Source organism: Catellatospora sp. KI3 (genome assembly GCF_029948125.1).
Taxonomy (GTDB): Bacteria; Actinomycetota; Actinomycetes; order Mycobacteriales; family Micromonosporaceae; genus Catellatospora.
The window spans coordinates 1-18,218 of the sequence record NZ_JASAMB010000042.1 but is presented as its reverse complement, the minus strand read 5'-3'; the positions used below and the strand labels follow the sequence as shown (position 1 = coordinate 18,218).

The following is an 18,218-nucleotide window of genomic DNA, read 5'->3' as shown; positions in this document are numbered from 1 at the left end:
GAGCGGTCCGTGTGGGGGCAACCGAGACGCATTCGGTGGTGGCATGCTTCCGCGGATGGAGACGCCGCGCACCCTGCATCCGTACCTCGCGCAACCGCCGTTGGCGTTCGCCCACCGGGGTGGCGCCGCCGAGGGGGACGAGAACACCGCCGACGCGTTCGCCCGTTCGGTGGCCGCCGGATACCGCTATGTCGAGACCGACGTGCACGCCACCCGCGACGGGGTGGCGGTGGTGCTGCACGACTCGGACCTGCGCCGGGTCGCCGGTGAGCCGCTCGCGGTCGCGGATGTGAGCTGGCGCGACCTGGCCTCGGTGCGGGTCGGCGGGGCGGCGGCGGTGCCCCGGCTGGACGAGGTGCTCGACGCGTGGCCGGAGGTCCGGTTCAACATCGACGTCAAGGACGACCGCGCGGTCGAGCCCACGGTCGCCGCGGTGCACCGGCGGGCCACCCCGGACCAGGTGCTGCTGGCCTCGTTCTCCGACGCGCGGCTGCGGCGGGTGCGGGAGCTGGCCGGCCCGGCGTACGCGACGTCGCTGGCGCAGAAGGAGACGGCCCGGCTGTGGCTGGCCTCGCGCTACGGCGGCCGGCTGCGGCTGCCGCAGGCGGCGGTCGCGGCGCAGGTCCCGGTGCGGTTCGGCCGGGTCCGGGTGGTCGACCGCAGATTCGTGGCGTACGCCCACCGCCTGGGACTTCAGGTGCACGTCTGGACGATCGACGATCCTGCCGAGATGGCCGGGTTACTTGATCTCGGGGTTGATGGCATCATGACCGATCGCATCGACGTGCTACGCGAAGTCTTCGCCCACCGCGGCCTGTGGAAGGACCAGCAATGACCGCTGATCTCAGCGCACCCCCGCCCGAGACCCCCACCGCCGACGCCGACACCGCGGGCTACGGCGAGAGCACCAAGCGCGAGCGCACCGGCTGGTACTTCTACGACTGGGCCAACTCCGCCTTCTCCACCACCGTGGTGACCGCGTTCCTCGGGCCGTACCTGGGCGGGATCGCCGACAACGGGGCGGACGCGGCGGGCGACGTGCACCTGCTGGGCCTGTCGTTCAAGGCCGGGTCGCTGTTCGCGTACACGACCTCGCTCTCGGTCATCCTGCAGGTCCTGCTGCTGCCGGTGGTCGGCGCGATCGCGGACCGGGCCGCCCGCAAGAAGGCGTGGCTGGCGGTGTTCGCCTACATCGGGGCGGGTGCCACCTGCGGACTCGTGTTCCTCACCGGCGACCGGTACCAGCTGGGTGCCGCGCTGTTCCTGATCGCGAACCTGTCGTTCGGCGCCAGCGTGGTCGTCTACAACTCGTTCCTGCCGCAGATCTCCAGCGAGGAGGACCGCGACGCGGTCTCCAGCCGGGGCTGGGCCTTCGGCTACCTCGGCGGCGGCCTGCTGCTGCTGCTCAACGTGGTCGCGGTGCTGCTCGGCGGCAAGGACAACGAAGCCGACATCGCCCGCTGGTCGCTGGTGTCGGCGGGTGTGTGGTGGGCGCTGTTCACCACGTTCCCGCTGCTGTGGCTGCGCAACCGGCCGGTGGTGGCGGGCACGGCCCGGGGACCGGTGCTGATCGACGGCTTCCGGCAGCTCGGCCACACGCTGCGCGGCATGCGGGCGTACCCGCTGACGCTGTTCTTCCTGGTCGCGTTCCTGATCTACAACGACGGCATCCAGACCGTGATCGCGATGGCGGGCACCTACGGCTCGAAGGAGCTGGGCTTCGACAACGCGACGCTGATGCCGACGATCCTGATGGTGCAGTTCCTGGCGTTCGGCGGCGCGATGCTGCTGGGCCGGCTGGCCAAGCGGTTCGGGGCGTGGAAGACGGTGCTGGGCAGCCTCGTCGGCTGGACCGTGATCGTGATCGCGGCGTACTTCCTGCCGACCGGGCAGGCGGTGCCGTTCATCGCGCTGGGCGGGGCGATCGGCATCGTGCTCGGCGGCAGCCAGGCGCTGAGCCGCTCGCTGTTCAGCCAGCTCATCCCGAAAGGCAAGGAGGGCGAGTACTTCGGCTTCTACGAGATCTCCGACAAGGGCACCAGCTGGCTCGGCCCGCTGGTCTTCGGCGCCGCGTACGACATCACCGGCAGCTACCGCGTCGCGATCTTCTCGCTGATCCTGTTCTTCGCGCTCGGCTTCGTGCTGCTGCTCAAGGTGCCCATGCGCCGGGCCATCGAGCAAGCGGGCAACGTACCCCCGACACGCCTGTAGCGCTGCACCTGCATGCATGGATTCCCGGTCACGGTGGGCCAGCCGTTAGGCTGCCCCACCGTGACCTCTGCCGACGCGCCAGCCCCCGCCCCGCAGTGCAACGCCGCCGGTGACGGTCGGCTGCGCCACGGCGCCGCCCTGAAGTTCTTCTGGGGCCCGATGGACTGCGGCAAGTCGACCCTGGCGCTGCAGATGGACCACAACCACGGCCGCCAGGGCCGCCGCGGCCTGGTGCTGACCCGCAACGACCGGTCGATGGGGCCGCAGGTCACCACCCGGATCGGGCTCGCGCACACCGCCGTCGAGGTGACCGACGACCTGGACCTGGTCGCGCTGGTGCGCAAGGAGTGGTCGACCGGCGCCCGCATCGACTACCTGATCTGCGACGAGGCCTGCTTCTACACGGTCGCCCAGATCGAGCAGCTGGCCGACCTGGTCGACGGCTACGACGTCGACGTGTACGCCTTCGGCCTGGCCTCGGACTTCCGCTCGCACCTGTTCCCGGCCGCGCAGCGGCTGTTCGAGCTGGCCGACGAGGTGCACCGGCTGCAGGTCGAGGTGCTGTGCTGGTGCGGGCGCGAGGGGCTGCTCAACGCGCGCATCGTCGACGGCGTGGTGGCGCGCGAGGGCGCGCAGGTGGTGATCGGGGACACGGCCGCGGCCGACCCGGCTGAGGTGCGGTACCAGGTGCTGTGCCGCCGCCACTACCGTTCCGGCGATCTGGGCCGCTGATCACGCCCTCCGCGCGGCGACCCCGCGGTCGGTGTGACGGCCGTTATCCAGCCGCTGCGCGGCCGGTAATCCGGGGGTAACGTCGGTTGCTCACGCTGGGCTCATGGATGACTACCCACAGTTGTCTGAGCTGGATCGGGCGATGATGCCCGCACTGGCGCAGCTGCGCGCCGCGTACGTCGACCGGGTCAACCGGGCGTTGTCCCGCGGTCAGGACGAGATCGCGCGCGGGCTGGCCGAGCAATTCGAGACCGACGTCGTGGACGCGGTCGCGGCCTGGTCGCACCGGGCCCCGACCGCGCCGGATTCGGGGGTATCACGATGACGACGAACACCATGACCAAGCCGCCGGTACTGGTCGGCTACGACGGCACCCGCGCGGGGCACTCCGCGCTGGAGCTCGCGGCAGCCGAGGCCGCCGCGCGGGACCTGCCGCTGTGCCTGCTCTACCGGCGCGACCCGATGGCCTGGACCCACCCCACCTCGATGGCGCCCTACCCGGCGTCGTTCTGGCACTCGGCCAACGACGACGAGCAGGCCGCGCAGGCGGCGGCCGACGCCGTCCGGCAGCGGTTCCCGCAGGTCGAGGTGCGGCTGCGGGACACCCGCAGCTCGCTGCCGCAGGCGCTGTCCGGGGCCGCCCCGTCCGCCGCGATGGTGGTGGTCGGCGGGGCCGGGAAGCGGTCGGCGCTGCCGTCGCGCCGCGCCGCCGGGGTGGGCCTGGCCCGTAAGGCCGGCCGCCCGGTGCTGTCGGCCAACGCCGCGGTGCCGTCGCTGGCGGGGGAGTCCGGTGCGGCTCCGGTGGTGGTGGCCGCGGCCGGGACGCAGGTCCCGGGCTCGGCCCTGTCCTTCGCGTTCGAGGAGGCGGCCGCGTACGGCGTGGACGTGCTGGCCTGCGGGGTGTGGCACGACCGGGGCAGCGCCGACGCCTTCTCCGGGGCGGTGCGCGCCACCGCCGCCGAGCACCCGGAGGTGGCTGTGAGGCAGGTCACCCTCGGTGGTGACGACCGGGCCGCGCACGTGCCGGTGCTGGCCCAGGCCCGGCTGCTGGTGCTGGGCGGGCCGGACAGCCGCTGGTCACCGTCGTGGCCGGTGCCGAGGGAGCTGCTGCGCGACTGGCACCGTCCCATCGCGACAGTCCCCAACTGACACCACCTGCTGTGACCGCCTGGCGGCGGGGCGTATGGTGGAGTACCCACGCCCTGCCGCCGGGCCACAAGCATCGGAGCCGGCAGATCCGTAGGTCCACTGTGTAGCAGCACCCTCACCGGGGTATGGCGAACTGTCCCAACGGCTGCTACACGAAGGCGTGCCCCACGTGAAAGTATGTGCTAGCTGTAACCGCCTCGTAACTTTTGGTTGATACAAGTTCGCTGGACTCGGTCATTGATACACAGTCGTGCGAACCTTCTCAAATCAGCGAAAGCACCGAAAGGGGGGCATCCGATGCGGGACGCCTCGCTCGTCGTGGTCGCCAGCCGCCTTCCCGTCAACGACGCCGCCGCCTCCGAGGGGGTCTTCGAGTGGCGCCGCAGCCCCGGCGGGCTGGGCGGCGCACTGCACCCCGTACTGAGCAACAAGCCCGCCACCTGGATCGGCTGGAGCGGCACCCGTGGCCCCAGCCCCGACCTGCCCGACGTCGACGGGGTGCACATGGTCCCCGTCGAGCTGTCCGAGGAGGACTTCCGGGACCACTACGAGGGATTCGCCAACTCGACCCTGTGGCCCCTCTACCACGACGCCGTCGAGCCGGCCGTGCACCACCGCCGCTGGTGGGAGGCGTACCAGCGGGTCAACCAGCGCTACGCCGACACCGCCGCCCGGGTCGCCGCCCACGGCGCGGTCGTCTGGGTGCAGGACTACCACCTGCAGCTGGTGCCCGCGATGCTGCGCGCCCAGCGGCCCGACCTGCGCATCGGCTTCTTCCTGCACGTGCCGTTCCCGCCGCCGGAGCTGTTCATGCAGCTGCCGCGCCGCGCCGAACTGCTGCGCGGCATGCTCGGCGCGGACCTGGTCGGCTTCCAGCGCGCCCACGCCGTGCACAACTTCCACCAGCTCGCCGCCAAGGTGCTCGGCGTGGGGATCAACGAGCGCGGGGTGGAGATCGACGGGCGCACCGCCCGCACCGGGGCGTTCCCGGTGTCGATCGACACCGCCGAGATGGAGGCGCTGGCCCGCCGCGAGGACGTCGTGCGCCAGGCCGCCAAGCTGCGGTCGGACCTGGGCAGCCCGCAGCGGGTGATCCTCAGCGTCGACCGGCTCGACTACACCAAGGGCATCGAGCACCGGCTCAAGGCGTACCGGGAGCTGCTGGCCGACGGGCGGCTCAAGGCACCCGAGACGGTGCTGGTGCAGGTCGCCGTGCCCAGCCGCGAGCGCGTCGAGCAGTACCGCCAGCTGCGCGACCGGGTCGAGCGCGAGGTGGGCCGGATCAACGGCGACTTCGGCCGGCTCGGCGTGGCGGCCGTGCACTACCTCAGCCAGGTCTTCGACCGCACCGAACTGGCCGCGCTCTACCGCGCCGCCGACGTCATGGCGGTCACCCCGCTGCGCGACGGCATGAACCTCGTGGCCAAGGAGTTCGTCGCCGCCCGCGTCGACGAGAGCGGGTCGCTGCTGCTCAGCGAGTTCGCCGGGGCCGCCGCGGAGCTGACCCAGGCGTACCTGGTCAACCCGCACGACGTGGAGGGGCTCAAGGACACGCTGATCGAGGCGCTGGAGGCAGACGCCGCCGAGCCCAACGAGGCCATGGCCCAGATGCGCGCGCACCTGCGCGAGCACGACATACAGGCCTGGGCCCGGTCGTACCTGACCGCACTCGCGGCGGCCTGCGCCGACCGGTGACCCGCGCGCCGGCCGGACTCAGGACGGCAGGTGCATCGTGCGCATGAAGGCAGGCAGCAGCCACGGGCGGCGGCCACCGAGCCTGACCTTGCCGGTCAGCGCTGCCCGGGGCTTGCTGACCCGCCCGAACAGCATCAGGTTCAGCGTCGGCGGGTCGAAGGTGAGCCGGACGTCGGCGCGCGGGTCCGGCTCCTCGACCGTGACGTACCCGTCGGTGAGCACCAGCATCGCGGGCGTGGTGTAGTCCGAGCGGAAGTCCACGGCGATCCGGCCGGGGCGCACCGGGGCGCCGTGCTCGAGCAGGCCGCCGTAGCCGGCCTTGGTCACGCCGACGATGAACAGGTCGAAGAACAGCCCCGCCGCCTGCGGGTCCATCGGCCACGGCGCACGCGTCGCCCTCGCGATGTCCCAGCCGTGGATCACCAGCTCGTTGACCATGTGCGCGAGCAGGCCCGCGATCGACAGCCGGGACGCGCCGAGCCAGCTCACCTGCGCGGCCGGGTCGGCCCGGTCGACCGCCCGGAGCAGGCTCGCCGTCGACTCGCGCAGCTCGCGGCCGGACGCGGCGACGTCGCGGTCCGGGAAGTGCGCCAGCACCGCGCGGTTGACCTCGGTGACGGTGTCGACGTTGGTGGCGTCGACCAGCGCCAGCGCGCCCGGCATCAGCTCGTCGGGGGACTGGCCCCGGACCAGGGCGTCGTCCAGCCGCATCAGGCTGACCAGATGCGCCATGGTGTCCGCGACGGTCCAGTCCGCGGTGACCATGGTCTGCGGCGGGTGGGCCTCGGCCAGGGCGATGACGCGCTCGACCGCCGCGGGCAGGGCGCGGCGGGCCAGCTCCCACTGGGCAGGATCGACGGGCACGGTCGGCATGCTGTCCATGATGGAATCCCGCCCCCGCCCCCGTGGATACGCTCCCGTGCGCACCTGAGCCCCGTCCGCTCCACTCCACCCAGTCCGCACCGCCCCCGCCCCGCCCCCGCCCCGCCCCCCGCCCCGCCCCCGCCCCGCCCCGCCCCCCGCCCCGCCTCCTCGCGATCGACGGTGGCCTATCTAGAAGACGGATTCGGCGCGTCATTGCTCCAGATAGGCCACTGTCGATGCTAAGTGCCCCGCGCCGCAGCGGGTGAGGGGCTGCGGGCTGCTGCGAGCCGGTGCCGGGCGGCCGGGGTCAGGCGCGGCGGCGGTGGTCGATGAGGTCCTGCACGGAGATCATGGGCAGCTCGAAGCGCTCCGCGAGCGCGACCAGGTCGTCGAGGCGGGCCATGGACCAGTCGGGCCGGACCACCTCGCAGATCGCCGTGGCCCCGGACAGCCCGCACAGCAGCGACAGGTCCACCCCGGCCTCGGTGTGCCCGTCGCGGGCCAGCACCCCGCCCTCGACGGCCCGGATCGGGAAGACGTGACCCGGCCGGGCCAGGTCCTGCGGCCGGGTCGTGGCGTCGGCCAGGGCGCGGATGGTCAGGGTCCGGTCGCCCACCGAGATGCCGGTGGTGGTGCCCGCGGCCAGGTCTACCGAGACCGTGAACGCGGTGTCGTGCAGGCCGGTGTTCGGCTCGACCATCGGGTGCAGGTTCAGCCGGTCGGCGATCTCGGGCGTGACGGCCACGCAGACCACCCCGGCGGTGTGGTCGAGCATGAACCGCAGCGCGGCCTCGTCCAGGTGCTCGGCGGCGATCATCAGATCGCCCTCGTTCTCGCGCGACTCGCGGTCGAAGACCAGCACGAACCCGCCCTGGGCGAATACTTCGAGGGCGCGGTCGACGGCGCTGCCGGTCGCGGCGGCGGGGTCGAGTACGGCGTGTGACATGTCCTGTCTCCTCTGGCGTCGGACGGGGCATGGTCGCCCCGTCGTCGTACCGAAGGCATGACGGCGGTAGCCCGCGTGCGCGCACGCGGGCTGATCCGTCAACGCGCGGCGGCGGGGGCGGGACACCGGATCGCTCCCGCGGCTGTCGCGCGCCCGCAGATCCGGGTGACAGGCGGCAGCCGGGCGGCGCACGGGCAGCGCGCAGCTCGGCAGCGGCCTGCCGCGTACTACCTCTCATCCGGACTTTCACCGTCGGTTCCGGAGTTCCACCGGATCGGCCCGCCCCTCGTCGAGGTGCGGGTTCGCGGACTGTGACCGCCGGTTCGGAGTTTCACCGACCCCGGAGTACGCAAGGTGCCAACTGTCGGGTCGACGGTGTCGCACTGCGTAGGGGAAAGGCAACCCTGGGTGGTCCACGTCACAGCCGGACACCCGCCCCGGCGGCAAAGTTGACGCCAGAATGCCAGGCCAACCTGTTGATCGTCGCCGTCGTCCGGCCATACGCTGCTGCCAGCCTTGACCCAGACGTCCCGAAAAGCGCGCCAGCCACGATTATCCGCTCTCCCCGACCGGTCATTCGAATGCGCGCGCTTCGTGGGTGAATCGTGCCCGGGATCGGGTGCCCGCAGCCGGGGGCATCCGGTCCCGGGCGCTTGCGTCGAAGCCGGGGGAAGCACCGGCGCGCGGCTTTCCATAAGGATCGCCGAGCGCCGGTGCGGATCGGCCATAACACTGCACAGATACCCCTGATGCTATGTGGATATGGTTGCTGAGCTGCCGTGATTTGACCGGCAGCCCTTTTTCATGCCTTTTTCCAGGGCGTTCGTATCGGTCTTGTTAACTGGCGTACCCGGGTATTGACGGCGGGTTGGTTCATTGATAGGAATTCGCCAATGTAAACGGACGGTGGACCCCCCGGTCGGCAATCCGAACAGGGTGCGGTAGCTACATGTACTGCCGTATCCGCCGGAAGTTGAGTCCGGATACGAGGGTGCACCCCAACCCTCCAAGGAAGAGGGACTAGTGAGAATGTCACGACGTTCGGCCGTGGGCGCGATCCTCACGGCCACGGCGATGGCGTTGGCGGGGACCACCGCCATGGCGTTCACGCCCGCCGCCGCGTCTCCGGTAACCCCTGAGACGGCTCGTGCCGCAGCCGCGAACTCTGCCGCGAGCCTCGTCGCCGCCCGCCCCGCCTACCTGCACGCGGGCGCCGACGACGCGTTCATCCAGAAGAACGTCATCTCGTCCGAGGGCCTGCAGTACGTCCCGTACGAGCGGACCTACCGCGGCCTGCCGGTCGTCGGCGGCGACTTCGTGCTCGTCACCGACAGCGCGGGCGCGCTCAAGGCGTCCTCGGTCGCGCAGGACCGGGCGATCACCGGCCTGGGCGTGCTGCCGAAGGTCAACCAGGCCGCCGCGGTGAAGACCGCGCAGGCCCAGCTGAAGACGGTGACCAGCACCGAGGCCAGCTCGCTGGTCGTGCACGCGCTCGGCGCGAGCCCGCGCCTGGCCTGGGCGACCACGGTCAACGGCACCGGCGCCGAGGGCGTCAGCCGCCTCACCGTGTACGTCGACGCGCTGGCCGGCACCGTGCTCGGCACCCGCGAGCACGTCACCAAGGGCACCGGCACCGGCGCCATCAACGGCCCGGTGACGCTGAGCACCACCCTGTCGGGCAGCACCTACAAGCTGCAGGGCAGCTCGCCCACCAACATGCCCTGCCAGGACGCCGCCAACAACACGACGTTCAGCAAGTCGACCGACACCTGGGGCAACGGGGTCGGCACGAGCAAGGAGACCGGCTGCGTCGACGCGCTGTTCGCCGCGCAGACCGAGGCCAAGATGCTGAGCCAGTGGCTGGGCCGCAACGGCATGAACGGCTCGGGCGGCGCGTGGCCGATCCGCGTCGGCCTCAACGACCAGAACGCGTACTACGACGGCACCCAGGTGCAGATCGGCAAGAACACCGCCGGTGCCTGGATCAGCTCGATGGACGTGGTCGGCCACGAGATGGGCCACGGCATCGACGACACCACCCCCGGCGGCATCTCCAACGGCAACACCCAGGAGTTCGTGGCCGACACGTTCGGCGCGGCGACCGAGTGGTTCGCCAACGAGTCCTCGTCCTACGACCCGCCGGACTTCCAGGTCGGCGAGGAGATCAACCTGGTCGGCAGCGGCCCGATCCGCTACATGTACAACCCGTCGCTGGCCGGTGACGACAACTGCTACTCCAGCAGCATCCCGGGCGAGGAGGTCCACGCGGCGGCCGGCCCCGGCAACCACTGGTTCTACCTGCTGGCGATGGGCTCGAACCCGACCAACGGGCAGCCGGCCAGCTCGACCTGCAACAGCACCACCGTGACCGGCGTGGGCATCCAGAACGCCATCAAGATCATGTACAACGCGATGCTGATGAAGACGTCCAGCAGCTCGTACCTGAAGTACCGCACCTGGACGCTGACCTCGGCCAAGAACCTGGACGCCACCTGCGCCCTGTTCAACGCGACCAAGGCGGCCTGGAACGCGGTCAGCGTCCCGGCGCAGACGGCCGACCCGACCTGCACCGGCGGCAGCAGCCCGTCCCCGACGGCCAGCCCGGCGCCGAGCCCGACCGGCGGCACCGGCACCTGCTCCGGCCAGAAGCTGCTCAACCCCGGCTTCGAGTCGGGTGCGGTCAGCTGGACTCAGACCTCGGGCGTCATCACGACCGACTCGGGCCAGCCGGCCCGCACCGGCTCGTACAAGGCGTGGCTGAACGGCTACGGCGCGACGCACACCGACACGCTCGCGCAGTCGGTGGCGATCCCGGCGGGCTGCCGCGCGACGCTCACGTTCTACCTGCACATCGACACCGCGGAGACCACCACCACGACGGCGTACGACAAGCTGGCCCTGACCGCCGGCAGCACCACCGTGGCGTCGTACTCCAACCTCAACAAGAACACCGGCTACGCCCTGCGCACCGTCGACCTGTCGGCGTACGCGGGCTCGACGGTGGCACTGAAGTTCACCGGTACCGAGGACGCCTCCCTGCAGACCTCGTTCGTCATCGACGACACCGCGCTCACCCTGAGCTGAGGGGGCTCAGACCGGCGGGCTGAGCCTCGCCGGTAGGCGCCGGCCACCGCGTACGCCGCGGTGGCCGGCGTCTTTTGCGTCCCGAAGGGCGGGATTCGGCTGGCCGTCAAACAATCTATGCCAATGCCATCGACGGGCATTGTTCAAAGTAGACGCTGGTGCGAAACTCTGGGATACCGCGTACGCGAAGGCTGCGCGGCGGTGCCGAGGGCGCCGGGATCCGTCCCGGACGGCGCCGCGACATACCGGCCTGTCCGGGTCAGGCAGGTGCTCCCTTTCCGGGGCCGTGGCGGCCGTCGCTCGACCGCCGGGCCCTTGAACGCCCGGACCACCCCGGTCCGGGCCGGCTCGAGGAGTCCTCCGTGATCAGATCCGTGCACCACCTGCGCCGCAGACTGCTCTCGCTGCTGGGCGTGGGCGCGCTGGTAGGCGCCTTCGTCGCCACCGCGGGCGCGCCGGCCCAGGCCGCCGTCGCCTGCCAGGTCACCTACGCCAAGGCGTGGGACAACGGCGGCGGATTCGGCGCCAACATCACCATCAGCAACACCGGCGACGCGTGGACCAGCTGGACGCTGAAGTTCACCTGGCCGAACAGCCAGACCGGCATCCAGGGCTGGTCGGCCAACTACAGCCAGTCCGGCCAGAACGTCACCGCCACCAGCCTGTCCTACAACGGCGCGGTCGCCAACGGCGGCTCGGTCGGCATCGGGTTCAACGCCTCCTACAGCGGCACCAACACCAACCCGACCAGCTTCACCGTCAACGGCGTCACCTGCGGGGGCAGCGGCCCGGTCAACACGCCGCCGTCGGTCGCCCTGACCAGCCCCACCCCGGGGCAGACCTTCGCCGCCGGGGCCAGCGTGCCGCTGGCCGCCACGGCCACCGACAACAGCGGCGTGGCCCGGGTCGAGTTCCGCGTCGACGGCAACCTGGTCGGCACCGACACCAGCTCGCCGTACAGCTTCAGCGCGCCCGGCCTGGCCAACGGCGTGCACAGCGCCACGGCCACCGCCGTGGACAACGGCAGCCCCGCCCTGTCGACCACCTCCGCCGCGGTGAGCTTCACCGTCGGCGGCGGCACCGGCAACCCGGTGCTGCAGGTCAGCGCGGGCTCGCTGGTGGTCGCCGAGGGCGGCACCGGCACCCTGACGTACAAGCTCAGCGCCGCGCCGACCAGCAACGTCACGGTGTCGCTGAGCAAGACCGGAGACGCCGACGTCACCCTCTCGGCGAGCAGCCTCACGCTGACCACGGCGAACTGGAGCAGCGGCGTCACCGTGACCGTCGCGGCCGCCGAGGACGCCGACACCACCAACGGCACCGCCACGGTCGCGGCGAGCTCGTCGGCGGGCAGCACCACCACCACGGTCACCGAGTCGGACAACGACGGCGGCGGCTGCCAGCCCAACTGCAACCGGGCCGACAACCCGTACCAGGGCGCCGGGGTCTACAGCAACCCGCTGTGGCGGGCGCTGGCCGCGGCCGAGCCCGGCGGCAGCCGGATCGCCAACCAGCCCACCGGCGTATGGCTGGACCGGATCAGCGCCATCGCGGGCAACGGCAGCCCGACCACGGGCACCATGGGCCTGGTCGACCACCTGAACGAGGCGGTCAACCAGGACGCGGCCAACGGCTCGACGCCGCTGGTGATCCAGATCGTAATCTACGACCTGCCCGGTCGCGACTGCGCCGCGCTGGCCTCCAACGGCGAGCTCGGCCCGTCCGAGCTGAACCGCTACAAGTCGGAGTACATCGACGCCATCGCGGCGGTCATGGCGCGGCCCGCGTACGCGAACCTGCGCATCGTGACCATCGTCGAGATCGACTCGCTGCCGAACCTGATCACCAACACCGGCAGCCGGGCCACCGCGACCGTCACCTGCGACACCATGCTGGCCAACGGCGGCTACGTCCAGGGCATCGGCTACGCCCTGAACAAGCTGGGCGCGATCCCGAACGTCTACAACTACATCGACGCCGCCCACCACGGCTGGATCGGCTGGGACGACAACTTCGGGCCCACCGCGAACCTGATGTACCAGGCCGCGACCGCCTCCGGCAGCACCGTGGCCAACGTGCACGGCTTCATCACCGACACGGCCAACTACTCGGCGCTGACCGAGCCGTACGTCGGCGCGGTGACCGAGCAGCTGCGCCAGACCCGCTGGGTCGACTGGAACCGCTACAACGAGGAGCTGGCGTTCGCGCAGGCGTTCCGGCAGCGCCTGGTCACGGCGGGCTTCCCGGCCGGGATCGGCATGCTGATCGACACGTCCCGCAACGGCTGGGGCAGCTGCGTGCAGACCCCGTGCCAGCCGATCCAGACCACCCGGCCGACCGCGGCGAGCACCTCGACGGACCTGAACACGTTCGTCGACGCCTCCCGCATCGACCGGCGCATCCACAAGGGCAACTGGTGCAACCAGGCCGGGGCCGGGCTGGGTGAGCGGCCGCGCTCGGCGCCCGCGGCGGGCATCGACGCGTACGTGTGGATCAAGCCGCCGGGCGAGTCCGACGGCGCCAGCAGCCAGATCGCCAACGACGAGGGCAAGGGCTTCGACCGGATGTGCGACCCGACGTACACGGGCAACGCCCGTAACGGCAACAGCATGTCCGGCGCGCTGCCCAACGCCCCGCTGTCGGGCCACTGGTTCTCCGCGCAGTTCCGGCAGCTGATGGCCAACGCCTACCCGCCGCTGTCGTAGCGGGCAGATGTACGGCAGGCCCGCCCGCGCGGGTGCTCAGAGCGGGCCTGCCGTCCCCGGCCGCCGGGCAGTGCCCGCCCGGCGGAGAGGCCGTCGCCGCTGCCCTCGCGGGGCGGCGCGGCGCCGGGAAAGGTGCCGCCGGGCGGCGGAACTTGGGCGCGCCGCCCGGCGGCACTCAGACCTGTGCAAAGCCGCCAGGTGCGCCGCGACCTGTGAAAACATGAGGTTCATGCTGGTCGTGAGCCTGGTCGGGGCGCTGGCGGCGGCTGTCTGCTTCGGGCTCGCGTCGGTGATGCAGGCTGTCGGCATGCGCCGGATGTCCGCGGCCAGCGGCCCGGACGTGCAGCTGCTGCTGCGCGCCCTGCGCAACTGGCTGTTCATCGCGGGCACCCTGGTGGACCTGCTCGGCTTCGGCTTCGAACTGCTGGCGCTGCGCAGGCTGCCGCTGTTCCTGGTGCAGGCGGCGGTGGCGTCCAGTCTGGCCGTCACCGCGATCGCCGCCAGCGTGGTGATGCGCGAGCGGCTGGGCCGCTGGGAGTGGCTGGCCGTCGGCTCGGTCTGCGCCGGGCTGGCCGCGCTCGGCGTGTCGGCCGGTCACGAGGGCGCGCACGCGGTGCCGCGCGGCTTCTACCTGGCACTGGGCGGCTGCCTGGCCGGGCTGGGGCTGCTCGGGGCGGCCGCGGGCCGGCTGCCCGCGCGCCTGCGTACGGTGGCCATGGGCGCCTGCGCGGGCCTGTGCTTCGGCGTGCTGGCGCTGGCCGCGCGTACCCTGCCGGAGCTGTCCCCGGCCCGCCTGCTGCGCGAGCCCGCGGCCTACCTGGTTGCCGCGTCGGGGCTGGTGGCGTTCCTGCTGTGGACCAGCGCGCTGTCGGGCGGCTCGGTGACCACGGCGACGGCCGGGATGGTGGTGGGGGAGACGCTGCTGCCCGCGCTGACCGGGGTGCTGGTGCTCGGCGACGGTGCCCGGCCGGGCTTCGTACCGGTGGCGCTGACCGGGTTCGTGCTGGCTGTCGGCGGTGCGCTGGCGCTGGCGCGCTTCGGCGAGGTGGGCACGCCGGCCGCCGAGCCCGTGTAACTTCCACGGCCGCGTCGAGGCCCCGGCCTGCCGGGACCGCGCAGCGTCGGTCCAGATCGACCGGACGCAACACGGCCGTCGCCGCGCGGACACCCGGCCGAAACGTGCCATCGGTGCCCGTCGCTGTTTACACGCGCTTCGAAGGTGACCTATGGTACCGCTGGAAGCGCTCCCACGTTTTCACCCGGATCCCTCCTCCCTGCCCAAGGAGTGATATGCGAGTCACCGAACACCGGCTCGGCAGGTTCGCCTCGGCGGTCCTGCTGGCCGTCGGCGCCACCGCCGCCAGCCTGGCCGCCGCGACGCCCGCGCACGCGGCGACCATCTGCGAGCAGTACGGCACCGTGGTCGCCGGCAACTACGTCATCCAGAACAACCGCTGGGGCACCACCGCCACCCAGTGCATCAACACCACCGCCAACGGGTTCTCGATCACCCAGCAGGACGGCGTCGGCAACACCTCCGGCGCCCCGGTGTCGTACCCGTCGATCTTCCTTGGCTGCCACTACAGCAACTGCAGCCCGAGCTCGCCGCTGCCCAAGCAGATCAGCACCATCGGCACCGCCCCGAGCAGCCTCAGCGTGTCCTACCCGGCCAGCGGCACCTACGACGCGGCATACGACATCTGGCTCAACGCCGACACCAACGTCAGCGGGGTCCAGGACACCGAGATCATGATCTGGTTCAACCGCCAGGGCAGCGTCCAGCCGATCGGTTCCCAGACCGGCACGGCGAACCTGGCCGGGCGGAGCTGGGCCGTGTGGACCGGTAACAACGGCGGCAACAACGTCGTGTCGTACCTGTTCACCGGCTCGCCGATCACGTCGCTGAGCTTCGACGTGAAAGACTTCATCAACGACACGTTCTCCCGCGGCTCGGTCTACGGCAACGCCAACTGGTACCTGACCAGCGTCCAGGCGGGCTTCGAGCCGTGGATCGGCGGCGTCGGCCTGGCCGTGAACTCGTTCTCGTCCTCGGTCACCACCGGCAACGGCACCCAGGTGCCCGGCACCCCCGGCACCCCGTCGGCGTCGAATGTGACCTCGTCGTCGCTGTCGCTGAGCTGGGCGGCCTCGTCCGGCACGGTCTCGGGCTACCAGGTCGAGCGGGCGACGGGTGCGTCCAGCACCAGCTTCACCCAGGTCGGCAACCCGAGCGGTACGTCGTTCAGCGACTCCGGTCTGGCCGCCAACACGACGTACCGGTACCGGGTCCGCGCGACCAACTCGGCGGGCAGCTCCGGCTACTCCGGCATCGTCAACGTCACCACCACGGGTGGCGGCACGCAGGTGCCGGGTACCCCAGGCACGCCGACCGCGTCGAACGTGACCTCGTCGTCGCTGTCGCTGAGCTGGGCGGCCTCCTCGGGCACCGTCAGCGGCTACCAGGTCGAGCGGGCCACCGGTGCTTCCAGCACCAGCTTCGCACAGGTGGGTACGCCGAGCGGTACGTCGTTCAGCGACTCGGGTCTGGCCGCCAACACGACGTACCGGTACCGGGTGCGCGCCACGAACTCGGCGGGCAGTTCCGGCTACTCCGGCATCGTGAACGTCACCACCACCGGTGGCGGCGGTGGCGGCTGCGCCACGACCAGCTCGGTGCAGAGCTCCTGGGACGGCGGGTACGTGCTCACGGTGACCGTCACCAACACCGGCTCGGCCACCATCAACAGCTGGCACTCCACGGTGACCCTGCCCTCCGGCCAGGCCCACACGGGCTCGTGGCCGGCGGCCGCCGTGGTCAGCGGCCAGACGGTGACCGAGGCGAGCCTGGCCTGGAACGGCGCGCTCGCCCCCGGCGCCAGCACCACCTGGGGCGTGCAGGTCAGCCGCCCGGTCGGCAGCAGCACGCTGCCGACGGTGTTCTCCTGCACCACCCCGTAACACCCGGTCCGGAGAGGGCGCGACCCCGGCCGGGGTCGCGCCCTCTCTGTCATTGCCCGGTTCCGTCTGACGGACTATCGTTCCGTGTGATGGAATCACTAATGGAAAGTCTGCGGCACGCCAAAGTCGTGCCGGTGCTGCGCCGCGCCGACGGCGCCGAGGCCGAGGCGGTCGCGCGCACCCTGCTGGACGCCGGACTGCCGGTGGTGGAGCTGACCGCGAACACGCCGGACTGGGCGGGTGCGCTGGGGCGCCTGCGTTCGTCGTACCCCCGCGCGGTCCTGGGGGTCGGCACGGTCTGCACCGAGGACGACGCCCGCGCCGCCCGCGCCGCCGGGGCCGACTTCCTGGTCAGCCCGTGGCCCGTGCCCGAGGTGCGGGCCTACGCCACCGCGCACGGCCTGCCGCTGTGCGAGGGCGGGTTCACCCCCGGCGAGATCGCCGCGGCCGCGCGGTACGGCATCGCCAAGCTGTTCCCCGCACACGCGGTCGGCCCGAGCTACCTGAAATCGGTCAAGGCGGTGCTGCCCGCGGGCAGCCAGGTCATGCCCACCGGCGGCATCAAGCTCGCCGATGTGCCCGCGTGGCTGGCCGCCGGGGCGATCGCGGTCGGCATCGGCAGCGACCTCGACCGGCTGCCGCAGCTGTGGCACGAACTGGGCGCGGCATGAGCTACGACGTCGTGGTCATCGGCGAGCCGCTGCTGGAGTTCGCCGCGGCCGAGCCGCTGACCGAGGCGGTCACGTTCACCCTCGGCTTCTCCGGCGACGCGCTCAACGCCGCCGTCGCCGCCGCGGCGGCCGGCGCCCGCACCGCGCTGCTGACCCGGCTCGGCACCGACGAACTCGCCGACCGGCTGGTCGCGTTCCTGGCCGCCCGGGGCGTGGACACCGCGCTGGTGCGGCGGGTCGCCGGGCGGCAGACCGGGGGGTACGTGCTCGGCGCCGACCCCGCCGGGGTGCGCGGCTTCGCGTACCTGCGCGCGGGCAGCGCCGCGACCACCCTCGACCCGTCCGACCTGGACCCAGGCGTCCTGGGCTCAACGAAGGCACTGCTGTTCGGCGGCATCGTCGCCGGGCTGTCCGAGTCGTGCGCGAGCACGGTGCGCGCGGCCGCGCGGCTGGTGCGGGCGTCCGGCGGGCAGGTGGTGTACGACCCCAACTTCCGTCCCCGGCTCACCGCCGCCGAGCGCGCCGCCGCGCTGTTCGCCGCGCTGGCGCCCGACCTGACCGTGGCGCTGCCCTCGGCGCCCGCCGACACGTCCGCCCTGTTCGGGTGCGTCGACGCGGTCGAAGCGGCGGAGCACGTGCACCGGCTCGGGGTGCCGTACGCGGTGGTGACCCGGGGCGCGGACGGCATGCGGGTGTCCGACCGGGGCGCCGGCGTGGACCTGCCGGTGGTGCCGGCGCCGGTGGTGGTCGACGCCACCGGGGCCGGGGACTGCTTCGCCGGTACGCTCACCGCCCGGCTCGCCCTCGGCGACCCCCTGCTCGACGCGGCCCGCCTCGCCTCCGCCGCGGCCTCCCTGGCCCTCGGCGGCCGAGGCGGCACCGGCCTCATTCCCACCCTCACCCAATCCCGCACCCACCTCTCCACCCCCACCCCGACACCCCGTTGATCATGAACTTGTGGACGGGTTCGACGGAGTGTCGCCACCCTGGCGCCGTGATCGACTGCCGCGGGGTGGGGCGGGTGGTGGCTGGACGGTGCTGAGCTGATCGTGGAGTGGTGGCGGTGGGTGTGGGGCGATGAGCTCGGGTGCGTGACCGCGGTCGGTGGTGTGGCGCGGGGCTGGGCGGTTGGATGGGACCGTAGGCGCTGATCTTGAGTGGGTGATCGCCGTCTGTGGTTGGAACGTGAGGCTGGACGGCAGG

General features: G+C 72.0%; 14 protein-coding genes and 1 riboswitch. Of the genes, 12 read left to right on the top strand and 2 right to left on the bottom strand.

Features of this window, described 5'->3' with window-relative positions; all coding sequences use genetic code 11:
• Nucleotides 1–55: 55 nt before the first annotated feature.
• The 6 genes from QEZ54_RS34950 (at nucleotide 56) to QEZ54_RS34925 (ending at nucleotide 5,787) form a co-directional block, all read left to right on the top strand.
• On the top strand, nucleotides 56–835 hold the full coding sequence (locus tag QEZ54_RS34950) for a glycerophosphodiester phosphodiesterase family protein (RefSeq protein WP_281309068.1): 780 nt from the start codon (nucleotides 56–58) through the stop codon (nucleotides 833–835).
• The gene (locus QEZ54_RS34945) at nucleotides 832–2,211 is read left to right on the top strand and encodes an MFS transporter (protein ID WP_281309067.1); all 1,380 of its coding nucleotides are present in this window, start codon (nucleotides 832–834) and stop codon (nucleotides 2,209–2,211) included. Before QEZ54_RS34950 ends, QEZ54_RS34945 begins: the two co-directional genes overlap by 4 nt.
• Before the next feature lie 60 nt (nucleotides 2,212–2,271).
• Nucleotides 2,272–2,943 carry a thymidine kinase gene (locus tag QEZ54_RS34940; protein ID WP_281309066.1) on the top strand — a complete coding sequence of 224 codons (672 nt, stop codon included), beginning with the start codon at nucleotides 2,272–2,274 and terminating at the stop codon, nucleotides 2,941–2,943.
• 103 nt (nucleotides 2,944–3,046) lie between these two features.
• Nucleotides 3,047–3,268, top strand: a complete 222-nt coding sequence (locus QEZ54_RS34935) for a hypothetical protein (RefSeq protein ID WP_281309065.1) — start codon at nucleotides 3,047–3,049, stop codon at nucleotides 3,266–3,268.
• A complete protein-coding gene (locus QEZ54_RS34930; protein ID WP_281309064.1) occupies nucleotides 3,265–4,092 on the top strand; it encodes a universal stress protein in 828 nt (275 codons plus the stop codon). Before QEZ54_RS34935 ends, QEZ54_RS34930 begins: the two co-directional genes overlap by 4 nt.
• Nucleotides 4,093–4,389: 297 nt before the next feature.
• Nucleotides 4,390–5,787 (top strand): trehalose-6-phosphate synthase, encoded by a 1,398-nt coding sequence (locus QEZ54_RS34925; protein WP_281309063.1) that lies wholly within the window; start codon nucleotides 4,390–4,392, stop codon nucleotides 5,785–5,787.
• Between the two features lie 18 nt (nucleotides 5,788–5,805).
• Here QEZ54_RS34925 and QEZ54_RS34920 read toward each other — a convergent pair whose 3' ends face one another.
• Complete coding sequence (locus QEZ54_RS34920) at nucleotides 5,806–6,660, bottom strand: maleylpyruvate isomerase N-terminal domain-containing protein (RefSeq protein WP_281309062.1); 855 nt, start codon at nucleotides 6,658–6,660, stop codon at nucleotides 5,806–5,808.
• 298 nt (nucleotides 6,661–6,958) lie between these two features.
• Complete coding sequence (ribB, locus tag QEZ54_RS34915) at nucleotides 6,959–7,597, bottom strand: 3,4-dihydroxy-2-butanone-4-phosphate synthase (RefSeq protein WP_281309061.1); 639 nt, start codon at nucleotides 7,595–7,597, stop codon at nucleotides 6,959–6,961.
• A gap of 220 nt (nucleotides 7,598–7,817) precedes the next feature.
• Nucleotides 7,818–7,950: riboswitch (FMN riboswitch) on the bottom strand.
• A gap of 676 nt (nucleotides 7,951–8,626) precedes the next feature.
• Between ribB and QEZ54_RS34910 the strand changes: the two genes are divergently transcribed.
• The 6 genes from QEZ54_RS34910 (at nucleotide 8,627) to QEZ54_RS34885 (ending at nucleotide 17,962) form a co-directional block, all read left to right on the top strand.
• Nucleotides 8,627–10,681 (top strand): M4 family metallopeptidase, encoded by a 2,055-nt coding sequence (locus QEZ54_RS34910; protein WP_281309060.1) that lies wholly within the window; start codon nucleotides 8,627–8,629, stop codon nucleotides 10,679–10,681.
• 362 nt (nucleotides 10,682–11,043) lie between these two features.
• The gene (locus tag QEZ54_RS34905; protein ID WP_281309059.1) at nucleotides 11,044–13,386 is read left to right on the top strand and encodes a glycoside hydrolase family 6 protein; all 2,343 of its coding nucleotides are present in this window, start codon (nucleotides 11,044–11,046) and stop codon (nucleotides 13,384–13,386) included.
• Between the two features lie 229 nt (nucleotides 13,387–13,615).
• The gene (locus QEZ54_RS34900; RefSeq protein WP_281309058.1) at nucleotides 13,616–14,461 is read left to right on the top strand and encodes a hypothetical protein; all 846 of its coding nucleotides are present in this window, start codon (nucleotides 13,616–13,618) and stop codon (nucleotides 14,459–14,461) included.
• A gap of 215 nt (nucleotides 14,462–14,676) precedes the next feature.
• Entirely contained in the window at nucleotides 14,677–16,344 is a 1,668-nt protein-coding gene (locus QEZ54_RS34895; RefSeq protein ID WP_281309057.1) for a fibronectin type III domain-containing protein, read from the top strand.
• An 89-nt stretch (nucleotides 16,345–16,433) separates the two neighbouring features.
• Nucleotides 16,434–17,015, top strand: coding sequence for a bifunctional 4-hydroxy-2-oxoglutarate aldolase/2-dehydro-3-deoxy-phosphogluconate aldolase (locus QEZ54_RS34890; RefSeq protein ID WP_281309056.1), 582 nt, complete (start codon nucleotides 16,434–16,436; stop codon nucleotides 17,013–17,015).
• Entirely contained in the window at nucleotides 17,012–17,962 is a 951-nt protein-coding gene (locus QEZ54_RS34885; protein WP_281309055.1) for a PfkB family carbohydrate kinase, read from the top strand. The genes QEZ54_RS34890 and QEZ54_RS34885 overlap by 4 nt, the downstream gene beginning before the upstream one ends.
• The last annotated feature ends 256 nt before the right edge of the window (nucleotides 17,963–18,218 follow it).

Coding starts and splice junctions, on each gene's coding strand:
- QEZ54_RS34945 (WP_281309067.1), top strand. CDS start 832: ATGACCGCTGATCTCAGCGCACCCCCGCCCGAGACCCCCACCGCCGAC.
- QEZ54_RS34895 (WP_281309057.1), top strand. CDS start 14,677: ATGCGAGTCACCGAACACCGGCTCGGCAGGTTCGCCTCGGCGGTCCTG.
- QEZ54_RS34930 (WP_281309064.1), top strand. CDS start 3,265: ATGACGACGAACACCATGACCAAGCCGCCGGTACTGGTCGGCTACGAC.
- QEZ54_RS34950 (WP_281309068.1), top strand. CDS start 56: ATGGAGACGCCGCGCACCCTGCATCCGTACCTCGCGCAACCGCCGTTG.
- QEZ54_RS34920 (WP_281309062.1), bottom strand. CDS start 6,660: ATGCCGACCGTGCCCGTCGATCCTGCCCAGTGGGAGCTGGCCCGCCGC.
- QEZ54_RS34910 (WP_281309060.1), top strand. CDS start 8,627: ATGTCACGACGTTCGGCCGTGGGCGCGATCCTCACGGCCACGGCGATG.
- QEZ54_RS34925 (WP_281309063.1), top strand. CDS start 4,390: ATGCGGGACGCCTCGCTCGTCGTGGTCGCCAGCCGCCTTCCCGTCAAC.
- QEZ54_RS34885 (WP_281309055.1), top strand. CDS start 17,012: ATGAGCTACGACGTCGTGGTCATCGGCGAGCCGCTGCTGGAGTTCGCC.
- QEZ54_RS34900 (WP_281309058.1), top strand. CDS start 13,616: ATGCTGGTCGTGAGCCTGGTCGGGGCGCTGGCGGCGGCTGTCTGCTTC.
- ribB (WP_281309061.1), bottom strand. CDS start 7,597: ATGTCACACGCCGTACTCGACCCCGCCGCCGCGACCGGCAGCGCCGTC.
- QEZ54_RS34890 (WP_281309056.1), top strand. CDS start 16,434: ATGGAATCACTAATGGAAAGTCTGCGGCACGCCAAAGTCGTGCCGGTG.
- QEZ54_RS34935 (WP_281309065.1), top strand. CDS start 3,047: ATGGATGACTACCCACAGTTGTCTGAGCTGGATCGGGCGATGATGCCC.